This is a genomic window from Liquorilactobacillus oeni DSM 19972, from assembly GCF_001436275.1.
Lineage (GTDB): Bacteria > Bacillota > Bacilli > Lactobacillales > Lactobacillaceae > Liquorilactobacillus > Liquorilactobacillus oeni.
Genome location: NZ_AZEH01000025.1, coordinates 88,246 through 105,362 on the forward strand (window position 1 = coordinate 88,246; position 17,117 = coordinate 105,362).

General features: G+C 38.7%; 13 protein-coding genes, 1 riboswitch and 1 other annotated feature. Of the genes, 8 read left to right on the top strand and 5 right to left on the bottom strand.

Annotated elements, in window-relative coordinates:
- Nucleotides 1-137: 137 nt before the first annotated feature.
- The 4 genes from FD46_RS03235 to FD46_RS03250 all read left to right on the top strand — a co-directional run bounded on the left by FD46_RS03235 (nucleotide 138) and on the right by FD46_RS03250 (nucleotide 7,469).
- The gene (locus FD46_RS03235; RefSeq protein WP_057895752.1) at nucleotides 138-2,516 is read left to right on the top strand and encodes a phosphoketolase family protein; all 2,379 of its coding nucleotides are present in this window, start codon (nucleotides 138-140) and stop codon (nucleotides 2,514-2,516) included.
- 80 nt (nucleotides 2,517-2,596) lie between these two features.
- Nucleotides 2,597-2,816, top strand: a binding site (T-box leader).
- Between the two features lie 63 nt (nucleotides 2,817-2,879).
- The gene (locus FD46_RS03240; RefSeq protein ID WP_057895753.1) at nucleotides 2,880-4,247 is read left to right on the top strand and encodes an amino acid permease; all 1,368 of its coding nucleotides are present in this window, start codon (nucleotides 2,880-2,882) and stop codon (nucleotides 4,245-4,247) included.
- A gap of 328 nt (nucleotides 4,248-4,575) precedes the next feature.
- Entirely contained in the window at nucleotides 4,576-5,175 is a 600-nt protein-coding gene (locus FD46_RS03245) for a histidine phosphatase family protein (RefSeq protein ID WP_057895754.1), read from the top strand.
- Nucleotides 5,176-5,498: 323 nt separating this feature from the next.
- Nucleotides 5,499-7,469: a hypothetical protein gene (locus FD46_RS03250; RefSeq protein ID WP_057895755.1), complete on the top strand. Its 1,971-nt coding sequence runs from the start codon at nucleotides 5,499-5,501 to the stop codon at nucleotides 7,467-7,469.
- Nucleotides 7,470-7,684: 215 nt separating this feature from the next.
- Here the strand turns inward: FD46_RS03250 and FD46_RS03255 are convergent, their stop codons facing one another.
- Nucleotides 7,685-8,509: a hypothetical protein gene (locus FD46_RS03255; RefSeq protein ID WP_057895756.1), complete on the bottom strand. Its 825-nt coding sequence runs from the start codon at nucleotides 8,507-8,509 to the stop codon at nucleotides 7,685-7,687.
- Between the two features lie 166 nt (nucleotides 8,510-8,675).
- Between FD46_RS03255 and FD46_RS03260 the strand changes: the two genes are divergently transcribed.
- Complete coding sequence (locus FD46_RS03260; RefSeq protein WP_057895757.1) at nucleotides 8,676-9,296, top strand: DedA family protein; 621 nt, start codon at nucleotides 8,676-8,678, stop codon at nucleotides 9,294-9,296.
- Between the two features lie 217 nt (nucleotides 9,297-9,513).
- Here the strand turns inward: FD46_RS03260 and FD46_RS03265 are convergent, their stop codons facing one another.
- From FD46_RS03265 to FD46_RS03280, 4 genes are all read right to left on the bottom strand, one after another.
- Nucleotides 9,514-10,686 (bottom strand): SAM-dependent methyltransferase, encoded by a 1,173-nt coding sequence (locus tag FD46_RS03265; RefSeq protein WP_057895875.1) that lies wholly within the window; start codon nucleotides 10,684-10,686, stop codon nucleotides 9,514-9,516.
- 101 nt (nucleotides 10,687-10,787) lie between these two features.
- Nucleotides 10,788-12,170 carry a TrkH family potassium uptake protein gene (locus tag FD46_RS03270; protein ID WP_057895758.1) on the bottom strand — a complete coding sequence of 461 codons (1,383 nt, stop codon included), beginning with the start codon at nucleotides 12,168-12,170 and terminating at the stop codon, nucleotides 10,788-10,790.
- A 29-nt stretch (nucleotides 12,171-12,199) separates the two neighbouring features.
- Nucleotides 12,200-12,454, bottom strand: a complete 255-nt coding sequence (locus FD46_RS03275; protein ID WP_057895759.1) for a hypothetical protein — start codon at nucleotides 12,452-12,454, stop codon at nucleotides 12,200-12,202.
- Between the two features lie 157 nt (nucleotides 12,455-12,611).
- The gene (locus FD46_RS03280; RefSeq protein WP_057895760.1) at nucleotides 12,612-13,703 is read right to left on the bottom strand and encodes a DUF871 domain-containing protein; all 1,092 of its coding nucleotides are present in this window, start codon (nucleotides 13,701-13,703) and stop codon (nucleotides 12,612-12,614) included.
- 175 nt (nucleotides 13,704-13,878) lie between these two features.
- Nucleotides 13,879-13,966, top strand: a riboswitch (TPP riboswitch).
- A gap of 103 nt (nucleotides 13,967-14,069) precedes the next feature.
- Between FD46_RS03280 and FD46_RS03285 the strand changes: the two genes are divergently transcribed.
- Genes FD46_RS03285 through FD46_RS03295 form a run of 3 tightly spaced genes read left to right on the top strand, consistent with a single transcriptional unit; the run spans nucleotide 14,070 to nucleotide 16,719 of the window.
- Entirely contained in the window at nucleotides 14,070-14,630 is a 561-nt protein-coding gene (locus FD46_RS03285) for an ECF transporter S component (RefSeq protein ID WP_057895761.1), read from the top strand.
- Complete coding sequence (locus FD46_RS03290; protein ID WP_057895762.1) at nucleotides 14,631-16,052, top strand: ABC transporter ATP-binding protein; 1,422 nt, start codon at nucleotides 14,631-14,633, stop codon at nucleotides 16,050-16,052.
- On the top strand, nucleotides 16,042-16,719 hold the full coding sequence (locus tag FD46_RS03295) for an energy-coupling factor transporter transmembrane component T family protein (protein WP_057895763.1): 678 nt from the start codon (nucleotides 16,042-16,044) through the stop codon (nucleotides 16,717-16,719). The genes FD46_RS03290 and FD46_RS03295 overlap by 11 nt, the downstream gene beginning before the upstream one ends.
- Nucleotides 16,720-17,117: the final 398 nt, after the last annotated feature.

Consider the following 17,117-nt stretch of genomic DNA (forward strand, 5'->3'; position numbering starts at 1 on the left):
AATCATAGTTTCTTTATTTATAATTGGTACGGTCCAGAAAATAAAAAAGTTGTTTTTTATCGTATATCCTTTATTATTAAGAGTGTAGTGTGAATACGTTATTCGATGAAAAAGCCACTTAAAAAGGAGCTTATATTATGACTACTGATACAATAGATTATCGCTCATCTTCATACCTTAAACAGGTTGATGCATTCTGGCGTGCAGCAAATTATGTTTCTGTAGGCCAATTATACCTCAAAGACAATCCGCTCTTGAAGCGTCCTCTAAAATCTGACGACGTTAAAGTCAAGCCTATTGGTCACTGGGGAACAATCGCGGGCCAGAATTTTATTTATGCCCACTTAAATCGTACCATTAATAAATATAATTTGAATATGTTCTATGTTGAAGGTCCCGGCCATGGCGGTCAGGTAATGGTTTCCAATTCATACTTGGATGGTAGTTACACTGAAATATATCCTGAGATTACTCAAGATGAAAACGGTATGAAAAAACTGTTCAAGCGCTTTTCTTTCCCTGGCGGAGTGGCTTCACATGCTGCTCCTGAAACTCCCGGTTCTATCCATGAAGGCGGCGAATTAGGGTACTCTATCTCCCATGGTGTTGGTGCTATCTTTGACAATCCTGACCTTATTTCTGCTGTGGTTGTCGGCGATGGTGAAGCTGAAACAGGACCCCTTGCAACTTCTTGGCAGTCGAATAAGTTCATTAATCCGATCAATGATGGAGCTGTTCTTCCCATTTTGAACCTCAACGGCTTTAAGATCTCTAATCCCACGATTCTTTCTCGCCAAAGTGATGAAGAATTACAAAAATATTTTGAAGGCATGGGCTGGCATCCCTTATTCGTTGAAGGAAAAGATCCTGCTAAAATGCACCCTCAAATGGCTGCTGTAGTGGACCAGGCAATTGAAGAGATCAAAGGCATTCAAGAATATGCCCGTAAAAACAATGATGCTTCTTTGCCGCAATGGCCAATGATTATTTTCCGTGCCCCTAAAGGATGGACTGGCCCTACAGAATGGGACAATAAACCTATTGAAGGATCTTTCCGTGCCCACCAGATTCCAATTCCTGTAGATCAAAATGATATGCAGCATGCTGATTCACTGGTTGCTTGGCTGAAGAGTTATCACCCGGAGCAACTATTTGATGAAAACGGGACTTTAAAACCAGAAATTGCTGCCATTGCTCCTAAAGGCACACATCGGATGGCTGCAAACCCGCATACCAACCCGGGAAGCCTGATCAAAGACCTGATTTTACCGGATTTTCGCAACTATGCTGTTGACGTAAGCAAACGCGGAAGAGTTTTTGCACAAGATATGACAGTCTTTGCAGAATACCTTAAAGACGTCATTAAGTTAAATGAAAAGAATAAAAATTTCAGGCTATTCGGTCCGGATGAAACGATGTCTAACAGACTCGCTCCGCTTTTTGAAGTTACGAAACGTCAGTGGCTTGAAAAAATCAAAGAACCTAATGACGAATTTCTTGCGAGTGCCGGCAGGGTCATCGACTCTCAGCTTTCAGAACATCAAGATGAAGGCTGGCTTGAAGGATATGTTTTAACTGGCCGACATGGCATTTTTGCCAGCTATGAAGCTTTCTTGCGTGTCGTTGATTCAATGCTGACACAGCACTTCAAATGGCTCCGTAAAGCAACGGATCAACCATGGCGCAGCGACATTCCTTCTTTAAACTTGATTGCATCCTCAACTGTCTTCCAGCAGGATCATAATGGGTATACTCATCAGGATCCGGGAATATTAGGTCATTTGGCAGATAAGAAACCAGCGTTTATTCGCGAGTATCTTCCTGCAGATGCCAATACACTTTTGGCTGTGATGGACAAAGTTTTGAATGACCGCCAGAAGATTAATCTGATTGTAACTTCCAAACATCCGCGGCAGCAATTCTATTCAGTCGCTGAAGCAAAAGAACTTGTCGATAATGGATTAAAGATCGTCGATTGGGCTTCAAACGACGACAATGCAGAACCGGATGTAGTTTTAGCCGCAGCTGGCACAGAACCTAATACAGAAAGCTTGGCTGCTATTCAATTACTGCATAAAACAATTCCAAACGTAAAGATTCGTTTTATTAACATTGTTGACCTTTTGAAACTGCGCAGCCAAAAAGAAGACCCCCGTGGTTTGAGTGATGTTGAATTCGATGCTTACTTTACTAAGAACAAACCAATTATTTTTGCTTTCCATGGCTATGAGGGTTTAATACGTGATCTTTTCTTCGATCGTCATAATCATAACCTGCATGTTCATGGTTATCGTGAAAATGGTGACATTACAACTCCATTTGACATGCGTGTTTTGAACCAGATGGATCGTTTTGACCTTGTTAAGTCAATCGTCCTTAATCTGCCTGATTCTGAAAAGTATGGACAGTTGATTGCTAAAATGGATGCGATTATCGCCAAACATCATCAATATATCAGAGATGAAGGAACCGACCTTCCTGAAGTTGAAAATTGGAAATGGCGAGATTTCAAATAAAAAGACTGCTGTTTCTTTGCATTTCAAAGAATATTTCCTTTTTAAACTTGAAATCGAAAAGTTTTTCACTTAAGATAGTAGAATAAACAATGAGAAAGATAAATGTTTGAAAGTGATTTTTTCAAGAGAAGTTGGAAATGGTGCGATCCGGCTAAAAATCGTTCAAGGATACTGCTTTCAAGTGTGGCTGGAATAATCTTTATGGTGAAAAAGCTGCCGGTGAGAATCGTTATCAATTACAGAGTGTAATCAATATTATTGATTAAAAATGGGTGGTACCACGCTAAAAGCGCCCCTGAATTAAATTTCAGGAGCGCTTTTTTTATCATTAATTATTCTTTTACTGGGAGGAATATCTTTAAAATGAAACCAAAAAGAAAACTTAACCGTGAGCTGACCTCACGCCACATGCAGATGATAGCCCTAGGTGGCACGATCGGCGTCGGCCTTTTTATGGGTTCCACATCTACGATAAAGTGGACAGGCCCTTCTGTTCTTTTGGCATATGCCTTAGCAGGGCTGGTCCTTTATCTTGTAATGCGCGCTTTAGGGGAAATGCTTTATGTTGATCCAAGTACTGCATCCTTTGCAAAATTTGCTTCAGAATATATTCATCCGCTTGCCGGGTATCTAACTGCGTGGAGTAATATTTTCCAATACTTAGTTGTCGGAATAAGTGAGGTCATTGCTGTCGGACAATACCTAAATTACTGGTGGCCGGGAATACCAGGCTGGGTCTCGGGTACTGCAATCGTAGTTACCCTTTGTGCCGCTAACCTTGCTTCTGTTAAAGCGTACGGCGAATTGGAATCTTGGTTTGCTCTCATCAAAGTTGTCACTATTATTTTTATGCTTATTTTAGGAGCCTTGGTTATTTTGCTTGGAGTCGGTAATCACGGACAACCGCTCGGTTTTTCAAATCTCTGGGCTCATGGCGGCTTCTTTACAGGCGGTTTTAAAGGTTTTATTTTTGCCCTTTCGATCGTAATTGCTTCTTACCAGGGAATTGAAGTAATTGGAATCACTGCAGGTGAAGCACAAAATCCGCAAACAACTATCGTTAAATCTATTAAATCAATAGTTGCGCGTATCTTAATCTTTTATATCGGCTCAATTTTTGTGATTGTTACAATCTACCCTTGGAATAAGTTGGCTCAAGTCGGATCCCCCTTCGTTGAAACTTTTTCGCGTGTTGGAATTACCGCAGCAGCAGGAATTATCAATTTTGTTTTAGTTACCGCTGCCATGTCAGGCTGTAATTCAGGAATTTTCAGTTCCAGCCGTATGCTCTACACACTAGGACTAAAAAAAGAAATTTCAGAAAAATTCATTAAAGTTTCGCGTCACGGTGTTCCTACCCTTCCTGTCTTATTAATCTCCACTGGAATTTTTTGCGGAATGCTTCTAAATGAACTTTTGCCGTATATTTTTAAAGGAAGCTCAAACGTCTTTGTCCTGGTTTATAGTTCCAGTGTTCTACCGGGGATGGTACCCTGGTTTGTTATTTTACTAAGCCAGCTGAAATTCAGAAAAATGCACCCAGAAAAGTTGATTAACCATCCTTTCAAACTACCTTTTTGTCCTTTGAGCAACTATTTTGCACTAACTGTTTTATTATTAACTCTTGTTTTTATGTTTTTTAATCCCGAAACCCGCATTTCAGTGCTGGTTGGCTTTGTATTTTTAATTATGATGTCATTAATCTACTGTGTAACCAGAAAGAAAAACTAGCTGATCTGCCTTTATGATTTTATAAAACATCAAAAAGGGGCTGGATCAAACCTTATGTTTTGGCTCAGCTTTTTTGTACTTCCTTGCAGTTACCATATTGACAGGTTTCAATAGTCAGTTCTTTTCCGTTTAGCCACGAATTACTACTCATAGTCAAATTCGAACTCTGTTCGTAATTCACAGTTAATGCTCAAAACCTAACGACTATTGGTACATTCTTTTTACTATATAATATAACGTCCTTATTTTCATATAATAAAAAAGAGTTTGCTTTTGTTTTTATAATTGCTTATTCTAAAAATATTAGAACTTATATCGGAGGTTAACAATGACAATTCTATACATTATCCGCCATGGACAAAGTGAAGCCAATGCTGCTGGTATCCTGCAAGGCAGCAAGATTGACACTCCGTTGAGTGCAAAAGGAAAGCAGCAAGCTCTTGAAGTTCAGCGAAGATTAACTGCTGCTTCACTTCATTTTGACCATGTCTTTGCAAGTCCTCTACTAAGAGCGGCTCAGACAGCTCAGCTAATTGCACCTCAATCTGTCACTACATTTGATTCGAGGCTGTGCGAATTCGATTATGGTGATTGGGACGGACAGTTGGAAACAGTAATCCATCAAAGATATGCGCGCTTTTTTGATGAAAAAATGAATCTGCTACCTGATTCTGAAAAAGTCTCTCATGGTGAAAGCTTTGAAGCTGTTACAAAAAGGCTGCATCACTTTTTCAACGAGTTGAATAAAAATTACCCTGAGCAAACTATTTTGGTTGCAAGCCATGGTTTTACGATCAAGCTGATGTTAAATGCAATCCTGGGTATCACTAATTTAGCAGGGCTTAATGAGCCTTCGAATGCAGGTTTAACAAAAATAGAACTGACACCAAATAGTCGGACACTAATATTCTTTAACCAGACCTTCTGAGTCTGTAAAACTGCAGCAGTTTTATTTTAAAATTACTTCTAAAATTTAACAAACATATAACGAACGTAGTTAAGTTGTTTGCTTGAAATCGGCTTAATATGCTATTATTCAACTAAATCGATTACCTATGTGCACAATAAAGTTGACGTCATAAAAAGTTTTTATTTTTTGTTGCCTAAAATTTTTTCACAATGTTTGAAACATAAGAGTATTTGTTAAGTGAAAATACTTTATTTGGTACATAGAAATCTTTTGGTATAGAGCCTCTCATAAACAAGGGCTGTTTTGCTTGATTAGTAATATTAAGAAGGGAATTTTGTCTGATGCAGCTGTTCAAGAAAAAATTATCCAGCCATAGCAAACTAACTGACTGTTCACTGTTATTTGTTGCATTTGTTTCTATTTTACTGACAACTGCTGGCCTAGAAGCAAGAGCTGATACCTCGGAAATTTCGAGCAATACATCTGGCAGTAGCGAAAGCAGCCCGGTTGGCACAATAGAAAAAAAGACTGCAACTGCTGACCAGCCTTCTAAGACAAGCGATATCCGCTCAGCATCAACTAATGCAGACACTGCAAAAGAAAGCTCAACTGAAGTTAGCAACGGTCAGCAAGAAGATACGCACTCAACTGCTTCGTCTTCTGCAGACACCGAGACCGCTGAAACAAGTTCGGCCACAAAAAGTTCAACAAGTTCAAGTTCTTCAGATGCTTCATCAAGTACTTCCACATCGGCCGACACTGATGGCAGTGATTCTTCCAGCACTAATGCCGAAACAACCTCAAAAAATGATAGTTCCAGTTCCAAGACAGATGTGCAAACTCAAGTTTCTGAGGATGACACGGTTACAAATGCTCAGAGTGCAGAATCCAGCAGCAGTTTTAAAAATGATAGTTCCTCTTCTAATAAAAACTCCGTGCCTACCAATAATTCTGCCGGCTCGAGTAAGCCTGTGCCTGCTGTAAGAGACTCAAAAACGGCACCTCTTAATCAGCAGCCTGAACAAGATTCATCGCCCGAAAAAAATCACCCCCAAGACAACAATTCTGTCCCATTTTTTAAGGGCTTAATCCTTTCTCTTAAAGATGAAAACGACAAAACAATTGCTATAGACAAAAAACAGCCTGCTTCTTCCAAAGACTTAACTTTTACTTTTGAAAAACAGCCTAGTAAAACAGCTCAAATTGATTACTTAAACCAAATGAAAAAAAGAGGTCTAATAAATTCTGGACACGCATGGACAATGCATGATAATTCTGAAGAAATTAAGTCTGCTCTTCAAATGATACTTTTTATCAGAGACTACTTTTTCAAATTAACAGTAACTAATAATTGGTTTCATACAATTGCTTCTCGTATCATTAAAGAAGCTGCTCTCCCTTATAAAACTACAGCAGCTTTTAACGACAGTGAAACAAAATACTCACAAAATACTTCTGGGCACCGCATTCAAAGAATGTATAATACAACAACTATAGTTCCCGAGCAGCTGCAAGAAATGATCGCATCCGCTGCCAATAATTCTTCAGTATATGATTTGCAGGTCAATACCGCACATAATATATATCGTTTAGATGGAATTACCGGGAAAAAACGAACAGGTTGGCAAGAAGTGAATGGAAAAATGCAGTACTACAGTGCCACAGGAAAAATGCAGACTGGCTTTCAAGCAATTGAAGACCATCAATATTATTTTGGACAAGATGGTTTCTTACAAAAGGGGATGAAGAAACTGGGTGAGGATTGGTATCTTTTTAATAAAAAAAATGGAATTATCCAAACCGGTTTTTATACTCTTAATTCTTCAAATCAGGTAGTTTATCTTGATAAAAACGGCAAGCTACAGCATGGCCTTAAAAAAATTGCAGATCATTTCTATCTTTTTGATAAAGATAGCGGGATCATGCAGACTGGTTTTCAATATCTTAAACTGCAAAGAAAAACTGTTTATTTTAATGAACAAGGTCAAATGCAATTTGGCCCCCAGCAAATTGATGGCCAATGGTACTTGTTTGATAAGCAATCGGGTGCAGTAAAGACTGGGCTGCGTTACATTCCTGAGGCTCAAAAAGTTGCTTATTTCAATGCTGCAGGACAGATGCAGTACGGTTCCCAAAAAATTAATGGACATTGGTATTATTTCAACGAAAGTAATGGAGCAATGCAGACTGGCTTTCAATATTTTCCCAAAGAAAGACTGCTTGCCTATTATAATAGAGCTGGCCAAAGAGACTATGCTTTGCAGCAGATCAATGAAACCTGGTATTTACTGCGTTCACAGTTTGAACTCTAACAACCTTGAGAATAATTATGCAGCCCTATTAATAAACAGACAAACAAACTGAGAATACTACAACATTTTAATATGGCTATTGCAAAATACAGAGGCTGGGTCAAAAAGTTATATTTTGACTCAGCCTCTGTATTAACCTGTAATATGCGAATTAACATACTTTCTTTTTTACAAGTATAATTCTCAAACTATTTTATTTTTTCAATCACGAACACCTATTTAAATTCACCTGCAATGACACTAACACTTACGCCCTGCTCTTTTGCCCGTTCAAGCACTTCACGAACATCCTGATCCGAAAAAGCTTTGGAATCGATTCCTTCGTTATCTAAAATTTTACGGGCCTGCTTGATTTCTTTTTTAGTGAACTGATTTTCAGACTCCGAATTGTCAGCTGCTCCTTGGCTGTTTGACAAAAGGGAATCAGCATCATCGCCTGTACTTGAACTGTCCGAATCAGTAACATGGTATCCCAGTCCAGACAAGATTCGATTATTGTATGCTTCTAATTTTTTTGCCTTGTTGTGGATACTATCATAGTAAGATTGATTAATATTACCATATCCTAAAATCACAGCCAATTTTGTATTGGAAGCAGTATATTCATAGTTTGTTGAAAGTATCTTTGCTCGTTGATAATTTTTCTCAAAAACTTCGAGTTCATGAAGAACTTCCTTTAACTCTGTTTCGTTCGAGGCAGCTCGCTGGACAAGAATCTGTGAGCCGTTCTCAATTTGTGTAACTTCGTGAAACTGGTGTTGCGCACGTGCATAATTTTTCTCTTTAATCAATTTTAAACCTGCACGATACTTAATAACCTGCATTAAATGCACATTAGCAGACTTATCGTTTGGCTTCTTCTTCAAAGCATCTCGGAAATAGTTTTCTGCTTGCAGATACTGTGCCTTTTTAATTGCTTTTTCTCCTGTATTAAAAGCACTGCGATAATACTGCATAGTTTCAATATGTTTTGTATAACCATAGCCAATGAAAATAACAGCAATTATCAGGGTAACAATCAGCCATGTTCGTCTACCCATTTAACAAATACCTCGCTTTCATGTCTATCAGAGGACATTATACCATTTTTTAGTATTCAAGAGTACTTTCTTCCCACTCGGCAAATTGCATTTTTCATTATATTTGACCGCTCATTCGCTCATCTTGTACACTTATTTTAAAAGAGCTATTAGTTGGGAGAAAAATATGGGAACTGGATCATTAACTGAGATTATTAACCAATACGGATATTGGGGGATCGCGGCATTAATAGCCCTCGAGAATATTTTTCCGCCGATACCTTCCGAAGTTATCCTGACTTTTTCAGGATTTATCACACTTTCAAGCAGACTCAGTGTTATTGGCAGTATCATTGCCGCAACAATAGGAGCTGTTTTGGGTGCGCTAGTGCTTTACGCAATCGGCAGGCTGCTTTCTACAGCCCGGCTTGAAAAACTGCTCGCTGGAAAGACTGGAAAAATATTACATTTGAAAGCCAGTGATGTTGAACGGGCTGCCGTTTTTTTTAATCGTCATGGTGGACAGGCAGTTTTTTTCGGCCGCTTCGTTCCTGTAATCCGCAGCCTGATTTCAATTCCAGCCGGTATGACAGGATATCCTCTGGGACGTTTTATCCTTTTTTCAACTTTAGGCACTCTGATTTGGAATGCCGTACTGATTATGGTCGGCCGTCTGGCTGGACATGCATGGCCGCACTTTGTTTCATTAATCGAAGTTTATGGAAAAATTTTGCTGCTGGTTGTATTGATAATTGGAATATTAGCCCTTTGGTGGCACCGGTATAGACGAAAAAAAGAAGATCATTAAAGCACCATGCATTTTAATAATTTTAAAAAATGGGGCTGGGTCAAAAGTTAACTTTGACTCAGCCCCTCTGTTTTAATCTGCAATTCGCACATTAATGTGTTTCAATAGTCAGTTTTTTTCCGTTTAACCACGAATTACTCATAGTCAAATTCAAACTATATTTGTAATTCGCTGTTAATACTCAAAGCTTAAAGTTCTTGTGTCACGCCCTCTCAGCCTAATTATAAATATAATCACGTGTTTTAGGCAAATTATTGCCGCTTGGCCCCTTGGAGATCAAATATTGAATTACATCAATATTTCCTGCCTCAAATGAAGCCGCACATGCTTGCAGATAAAGATCCCACATGCGTACAAACTTGCTGTCCATTTTTTCTGAGATCTTATCCCTATTCTGATCAAAATTGCGGTCCCAAATCTCCAATGTTTTTTGATAATGGCGTCTTAAAGTTTCCAAGTCAAAAACTTGCATCCCTGCAGCAACAATATGATTTAAGTTTTCAGTCATGCCAGGAATGTATCCGCCTGGGAAAATATACTGATTGATCCAGCCATTATATGCGCCGCCTTGTTGCCTTGTAATTCCGTGAATAAGCGCAACCCCGTCATCGCTAAGATAATCTGCAATTGTTTGAAAATAAACTTCAAGGTTATCTTCGCCAACATGTTCAAACATCCCGACACTTGTAATGTAGTCGAACGGCCCATGTTTAAGTTCACGATAATCCTCAAGGTAAACATGCGCATGCGCTTCTAGTCCTTCATCTTTGATCTTTTGCTGCACGAACTTATATTGTTCCTCGCTTAAAGTAATCCCTGCTACGTCAAGACCATATTCTTTAGCGGCTGTCAGCATCAATGTCCCCCAGCCGCAGCCAATGTCCAGCAGAGTCTTTCCTGGCTGTGGATTAAGCTTTTTGATAATATGATGGACCTTATTCAACTGAGCTTGTTCTAATGTATCAGTTTCATTTTCAAAATACGCACAAGAATAAGTCATTGTTGGATCAAGCCATAAACGATAGAAGTCGTTACCTAGATCATAATGGCTTTGAACATCATATTTACTGCTGCTTTCAGAGTGTGACTGTTTAGGCAGAAAGTGTTTCAATTTACTGTTATAAAAAAAACTGTCTTTAGCTTCGTATGCTGCCTTAACCAGTCTTTGAATTGAACCTTCAATTTCGATTCTGCCATCCATATAGGCTTCGCCTAAAGCAATTGAAGCATTACGTAACAACTGTTTTATAGGAACCGCTTCTTTAAAGGTAATAGTTACTTCAGGCTTGCCCTCTCCGTATTCTTCACTTTCTCCGTCCCAGTAATTAACTCTTACTGGAATACTGAATGACTTGCTCAGCATCTTTTTATAAAAAATTTTATCAAGCATTGCCAAAACGTCATCTGCCTTTCACTTATTTTTAGTCACTAAACATAAGTATTTTATCACTTTTTAACACCCTTTGTTTAAGCACCTGCTTAAAGTTGACTCTATCCGATAATAACCCTTTCTACAGGATACTTATAATCAAGTTGCTGTTCTTTTTTCGAAACAAACAACAGCAGCATATAAAGCATTCCTACTCTCCCCACAAACATCAAAATGATAATTACAAGTTTTCCTGTAATACTTAACGATTCCGTAATTCCTAAAGAAAGACCGGTTGTTCCAAAGGCAGAAGCTACCTCAAAGATTAATGCATTCAAGGACTGTTTCTCCGTTGCAGAAAGTACTAAAACTGCAAGGCCACACAATAAGAGTGACAGGTTGACTACCACAACTGCTTTTTGGATATCATCACGTCCAATTCTCCGCCCGAAAATATTAACATCTCGTCTTCCACGAATAAAAGCGAATAGATAGAGTAATAAAATCCCGATAGTAGTTGTCCGGACCCCTCCGCCTACTGAACTAGGACTTGCTCCGATAAACATCAGTAAGGAAAAAATCAAAAGGGTAACTGGACGAAAGTTGCTCAAAGAATCAAGCTGCAATCCTGCATTACGAGTTGAAGCGCTGTAGAACAGGGCAGTCATAATTTTTTCGCTTAACGGCCTGTCAGCAAAGTGGCCTTGCAATTCTGCTAAAAAGATAATGACAGCTCCTGCAATAAAAAAAATACCTGCAAAAAAGACAGCCAGTTTAACGAAAAGAGAAAAATGAAATTGTCCTCTTCCCTTGAATCGATATTTAAATACAAACCATTCACGCAGCTCAGCAAGAACCGGAAATCCGATTCCGCCTATGATAATCAATATAATTACGAAAAGCAAAAATACGTAATCATGCCGAAAGGGTCCCAAAGAACTGCCGGTCACATCAAATCCGGCGTTGGTAACCGCCGTAATCGCAGTATAAAAGCCTTCAAAAAGCGCATTTTCAAGATTATTCATACCATTTTTAAGATAAAAATATACTGAAAAAGCCGCTCCGAAAAAGACTTGCAATACCATCATTAACCCAAAAACTGAATAAACCAAACGAACTGTGCCGCTTATCCAAGGCTGGTTCATATCAACCTGTATCAACTGGCGCTGATGCAGTGAAATCCGGCGTTTAGTAAAAATCATCCCAACTGTTGCCAGCATCGTGACGCCCAGGCCACCGATTTGAAAAAGGATTTCCAACAAAATAATTCCATAGTTGTTATAGACTTCGTTAATAGGAACAGTTGTTAATCCGGTAACACTAATTGTTGAAACTGCCATAAAAAAAGTATCCAGAAGCGATGAATCCGCTCCTGGATTACGGAAAAAAGGAAGATTCAACAGACCAAAAGTTATCACTATTAGTCCTAGATAAGCTAGTACGATCATTTGGATGGGTGTTGTGTTTTCACGGATCTTCAACCAAACATGGCTTAATTTTTCCATTAAAGCAAAACTTCCTTTTTCCTGTTATATTAATCAGCAAATTTTAATTTTGAATAACTGATTACAACTTTTTGTTTTAACTCTAAAGCTGTACTTGACTGACTGTATTCATCGTCAAAATCTATAATCGCAGAGTTCCTAAGTTGTTTTTTGACGATTCCCTTAAAGTGATGACGATTAAAGACGAAAGAAACGTGCATATCTTTTCTAAATGGTTCGCCGATTTTACTAACCTCGATAATCTGTTTATCTCTAGCTCCCCTGTTCTTTGGTGTCTCACTCATAAGTTTTCCTCCTTAAAAAGCTGCCTCAACACAAAAACTATACTGTACCTTTATTCAGAAAATGCCGACAGAACTCTAATCCCTGCCGGCAGACTACACGTTAATTATAACGCTAATTGCTCTTTTATACTAACTAAACTGCGGCTACTTCTTATGATTAACGCAGCTTCAAATCAAATGTGCTCCATGGCTGCACCTTGTTCAAAAGGAAAAGATCTTCCGGTGCAATTCTGGCAACCAGGTTTCGCCGACCATCATTTGGAAAATCTCTAAGTGCAATTTGAAGTTCCCCATTATACTGGCCATAATTCTGATTAACGAGTAAAATATCGCCCCTCTTTATCATCTCTGCGTTATTTTGAGCTTTAATTGGCGTCGCAGCATACTTTGTCCGGGTGTTAAGATCCCGTATCAAGTATTCTGACTGATCTCCGCGATAAAGATGCAGATTTTCAAGTACAGCTTGTTTTTCTACTATGGAAATTCCTGTAACAAGCTCAACATGTAATTGCGGCTGGATAGCAAAGAAGGCAGCTGCACCTGCTTTTAATTCAGACTCGCTGGCAAATGCATTTCCAATCAAAATATCATCAATAAACCCAAAAGATTTAAGGTGCTCTATCTGTAATTCAATTGCTTTAAAACGATCTTCTTCCAAGGTTGGCAATCCGTCTTGCAAAGCCCAAGGACCGATTTTAGCAGAAGCTGAACTGACAAATGCAGCTGTGTGTAAGGAATACTTCTTAAATTGCGCTGAACATTCCGTAAAAAACTTTTCTCCCAACCCAGTGTAACGCTGCGGATAAAAATTATGACAGCCTAGTAAATTTAATCTATCAGGAGAATAAGACATTATATTCTCTAAATAGTTGGTTCCTGAACTCATGTTTATTTCAATTTTCAAGCCATACGGATTTCTTGTCATCAAAGCTTCTTCAAGCCCTGTAAACCCCAAATCCAGTCGAATACCGTCAACTCCTAAGTTGTGGAAAAACGATAAATCTGTATAACTGATTCCAAGCTGTCTAAATAACTTAGGATTAATGTCGATTAAAGTTTGAAATCCCAATTTTTTTGCATAGCTGATCATCTTCTCAAAGTTGTCAATTACCGCTTCCTGCTCGCCTTTAACCTCAAGCAAAGAAGTAAAAAGACGTTTATATCCTAAAGTATGTGCTTTTTCCAGATAAGCAAAAATTTCCTCAGTTTGCGCGCGTTCCGGGTAAACTGAAATTCCAAGACATCCCATAATACTAACCACCCTTTTATAAAATAACTATTTCTTCTTTATTTTAACAAAATCTGCTGGATACGAGTGCGTTTCCTGAAAAATTAGTTTTTAATATCGTGTTTGCCGCTACAAAAAATGGTAACGTTTTACTTTTTCTTTTAGTTCTGATACACTTATTTTGTTAATAAATGAAATATACAAGCTGGGGTGCCTTTTGGCTGAGAATTACCCATGGACCTGATCTGGACAATACCAGCGTAGGGAGCTTAAATTGGTTAATGTCTTTTGTGATCAATAGTAAGCTGCCAGCATACTCATGGAGTATGGTGGTTTTTTTATTCCGCATCCTTCTTTGTCTATTTCAAAAAAAGGAGAGATTTTATTATGCAAACTGTTGATAGAAATAAAAAAAGCTGGTCACTTCGAGACGTTATTTTTCTAGCTATTATCGCAATCTTTTTTGGAATCATTTACCAAGTTTGGAGCTATGCATACTATGGGCTTGCTGCAACTCCATTAAAACCCTATGCCAATGATTTAACTCTCGGAGTTTGGATCATGGCAGGGCCGCTTGCAGGCATCTTATTGCAAAAAGCCGGAGCAACTGTTGTTGGAGAACTGCTTGCAGCAGCTGTTGAAATGCTGCTTTTTTCAAGCTGGGGTGCTTCAACCTTACTTTCAGGATTTATTCAAGGAATCGGCAATGAACTCGGTTTTGCTGCTACCGGCTACAAAAATTGGGGAAGGACAGGGCTTCTTCTTTCCACAATCGGGGCTACAATCATTACATTTATCTGGGACTGGTTCCAAAGTGGTTACAGTGAGTATAATTTTGGTTTGCTGGCGACTCTTTTGATTATTCGTTTTATTTCGATCGGTTTTTTCGCAGGAATCCTTGTATACTGGATAAAACAGTTAGTTGAAAAAACGGGGCTGATCAAATAAATGGCTCAACTGGAAATTACTGATTTAAACTTTACCTATTCAAACCAGCAAGCTCTTCTATTTAACAATTTTAATTTTTCTTTGAAAGCTGGCAGCTTCAATCTTTTAGTCGGCCCCTCAGGAAGTGGGAAGTCTACCCTCTTTAAGCTGATGTCTGGTCTTTACCCGCAATATGGCGGCCAAAAAACAAACGGAGCAGTTTTACTGAATGGTCAAGATGTAAGTGAAGTCGTCCCCTTTGAACGTGCGCGTCATATTGCTCTTCTTTTTCAAAATCCGAGTAGACAATTTGCCATGCAGACTGTTGAAGAACAGCTTATCTTTGCACTAGAAAATTTACGGATACCAATCCAAGAAATTCCTCGGAGAATTACTGCAGTTTTAACTCAATTAAAACTTGCTTCTTTTAGAAAGAGAAAATTACTAACTCTTTCGGGAGGAGAACAGCAGCGGGTTGCACTTGCAACTGTACTGGCAATGGACAGTGATATCATCTTGTTAGACGAACCATTTGCTAATGTGGATAATGCAAACAGAACTGCTTTATTGCATGAATTAAAGTTATTACAGCAACAGCAACATAAAACAATTATGATTTCAGATCATGAAACAACAGGTTATATTGATAGAGCTGATCATGTATATCAGCTCAAAACACCGACTTCCAGTTTAAAGGAGTTGTCACTCAATATTTTGAAGGCACAGCCTCCAAAGACCTTCGTTCATACTGATCCAGCTATTATTAAAAGAAACGATAAGTTATCTTGGAAGAAATTATCACTAGCGGCCGGTAAAAAACAATTACTCGTAAAAAATAATTTTTCGCTTCAAGAAGGTACGCTGGGGCTGCTTTCAGGCGACAACGGCGTGGGCAAGTCGACATTATTTGCTGCTCTTTGCCATCAAAAACGATATACAGGTACTGTTTATTACCAAGGGAAAGCTTCTGAGAAGGTTCGTTTGCGCAAGTGGGCTAAAATCGTTGCAAATGTCTTTCAAAACAGTACTGATCAATTTGTTAAAATTCATGTGAATGAGGAAATCCAACTTTCACAGAAAAATTCGCTGCATCCTGAATACTGGAACCCTTCGAGAATTAAAAATGCCACTGAAAAGCTGCAGCTGCTGCAGCTAAAAGAACAGGTCTGCTATCAGCTTTCTGGCGGCCAGCAAAAAAAATTGCAGGTACTATCCATATTGATCATGAGCCAGCCGATCATGCTTTTGGACGAACCATTTGCCGGCCTTGATCCGCAGTCTTTACATGAAATACTGCTTTTGATAAAAGAGACTGTCACAGCACTGCATCTGAGCGTGCTTGTAATTTCGCACCAGCGGATCGGCGTTACCAGCTTCATGGATTATGAAGTTCACTTGGAAAATAAAATTTTGCAGCTTACGGGTGATCATAATGAAAGCTAAACAAAAAATAAATCCTGCAGTTTTATCTATCATTATGCTTGGAATCGGCCTTCAGATCGCTTTTTCCCAGAGCGTAATTTTAAATTTGATTGTGACTTTAGTCAGCCTTGCTTATCTTATCTATTGCAGGGTATCTCTCAAAGTTTTGTTTTTTACTCTCCTAGTTGCCCTTCCACTAGCATTCGGCAGCTGGTGGTCTTTTTTAGTATTTGGAACTGGTGATCGTCTCCACAATGCCTGGATTTATGGTACACGTGTCTATTCTTATCTCACTTTAGGTGCTGCCATTACTTTAACAGTACCCGTAAAAGAACTTTTGTTGAGTCTTTCATTGCACCTCAAGCTTTCGCCAACTTTTGTATACGGTCTGTTAGCCGCTTTTAATCTTTTTGAACGAATCAGATTTCAATTTAAGCATATTCAGTATTCAGCACAGATGCGCGGAAAAACTTACTATCCCTGGCAACCGGCGCTTTATCTAAGAATCATTATCGTGGCCCTCAACTGGTCAGGTGATTTGGCAGAAGCGATGACTTCGCAAGGCTTTTCTGAAGGTTATGAGCGAACCATGACATTTAACGATCGGCTGCCATTTTGGCAGTGGGTTCTTTGTCTGACTCTTATTTTAGCCTACTTTTGGGCTGCTTTTATTCTTCGGCCTTGGTAATTAGCTATCAAATATTTTTCAGTTATGTTTTTCTAGTAAGGAAGAAGTGTGCCTATAATTGTTAGATTTTGGGCATTAACTACGAAAATTATGAACATAGTCTGAATTTGACTATGAGTAATTCGTGAGTAAGCGGAAAAGACTGTCTATTGAAACACGCTAATATTGCAACTGCAAGAAAGTACAAAAAAGGAGCTGGGTCAAAAGTGAAATTTTAGCCTAGTTCCTCTACTTTTTCCGGATAAATGTGTTCCATAAGTCAAAATTTTCCGTCTAACCTCGAATTACTCATAGCAAATTACTCGCTATGTTCGTAATTTCTTGTTAGTACTCAAATTTTACCGACTTATGTCACACTCTCCTCCCTGTTTTAATATGGGTACATTGCCTTTTTCTTT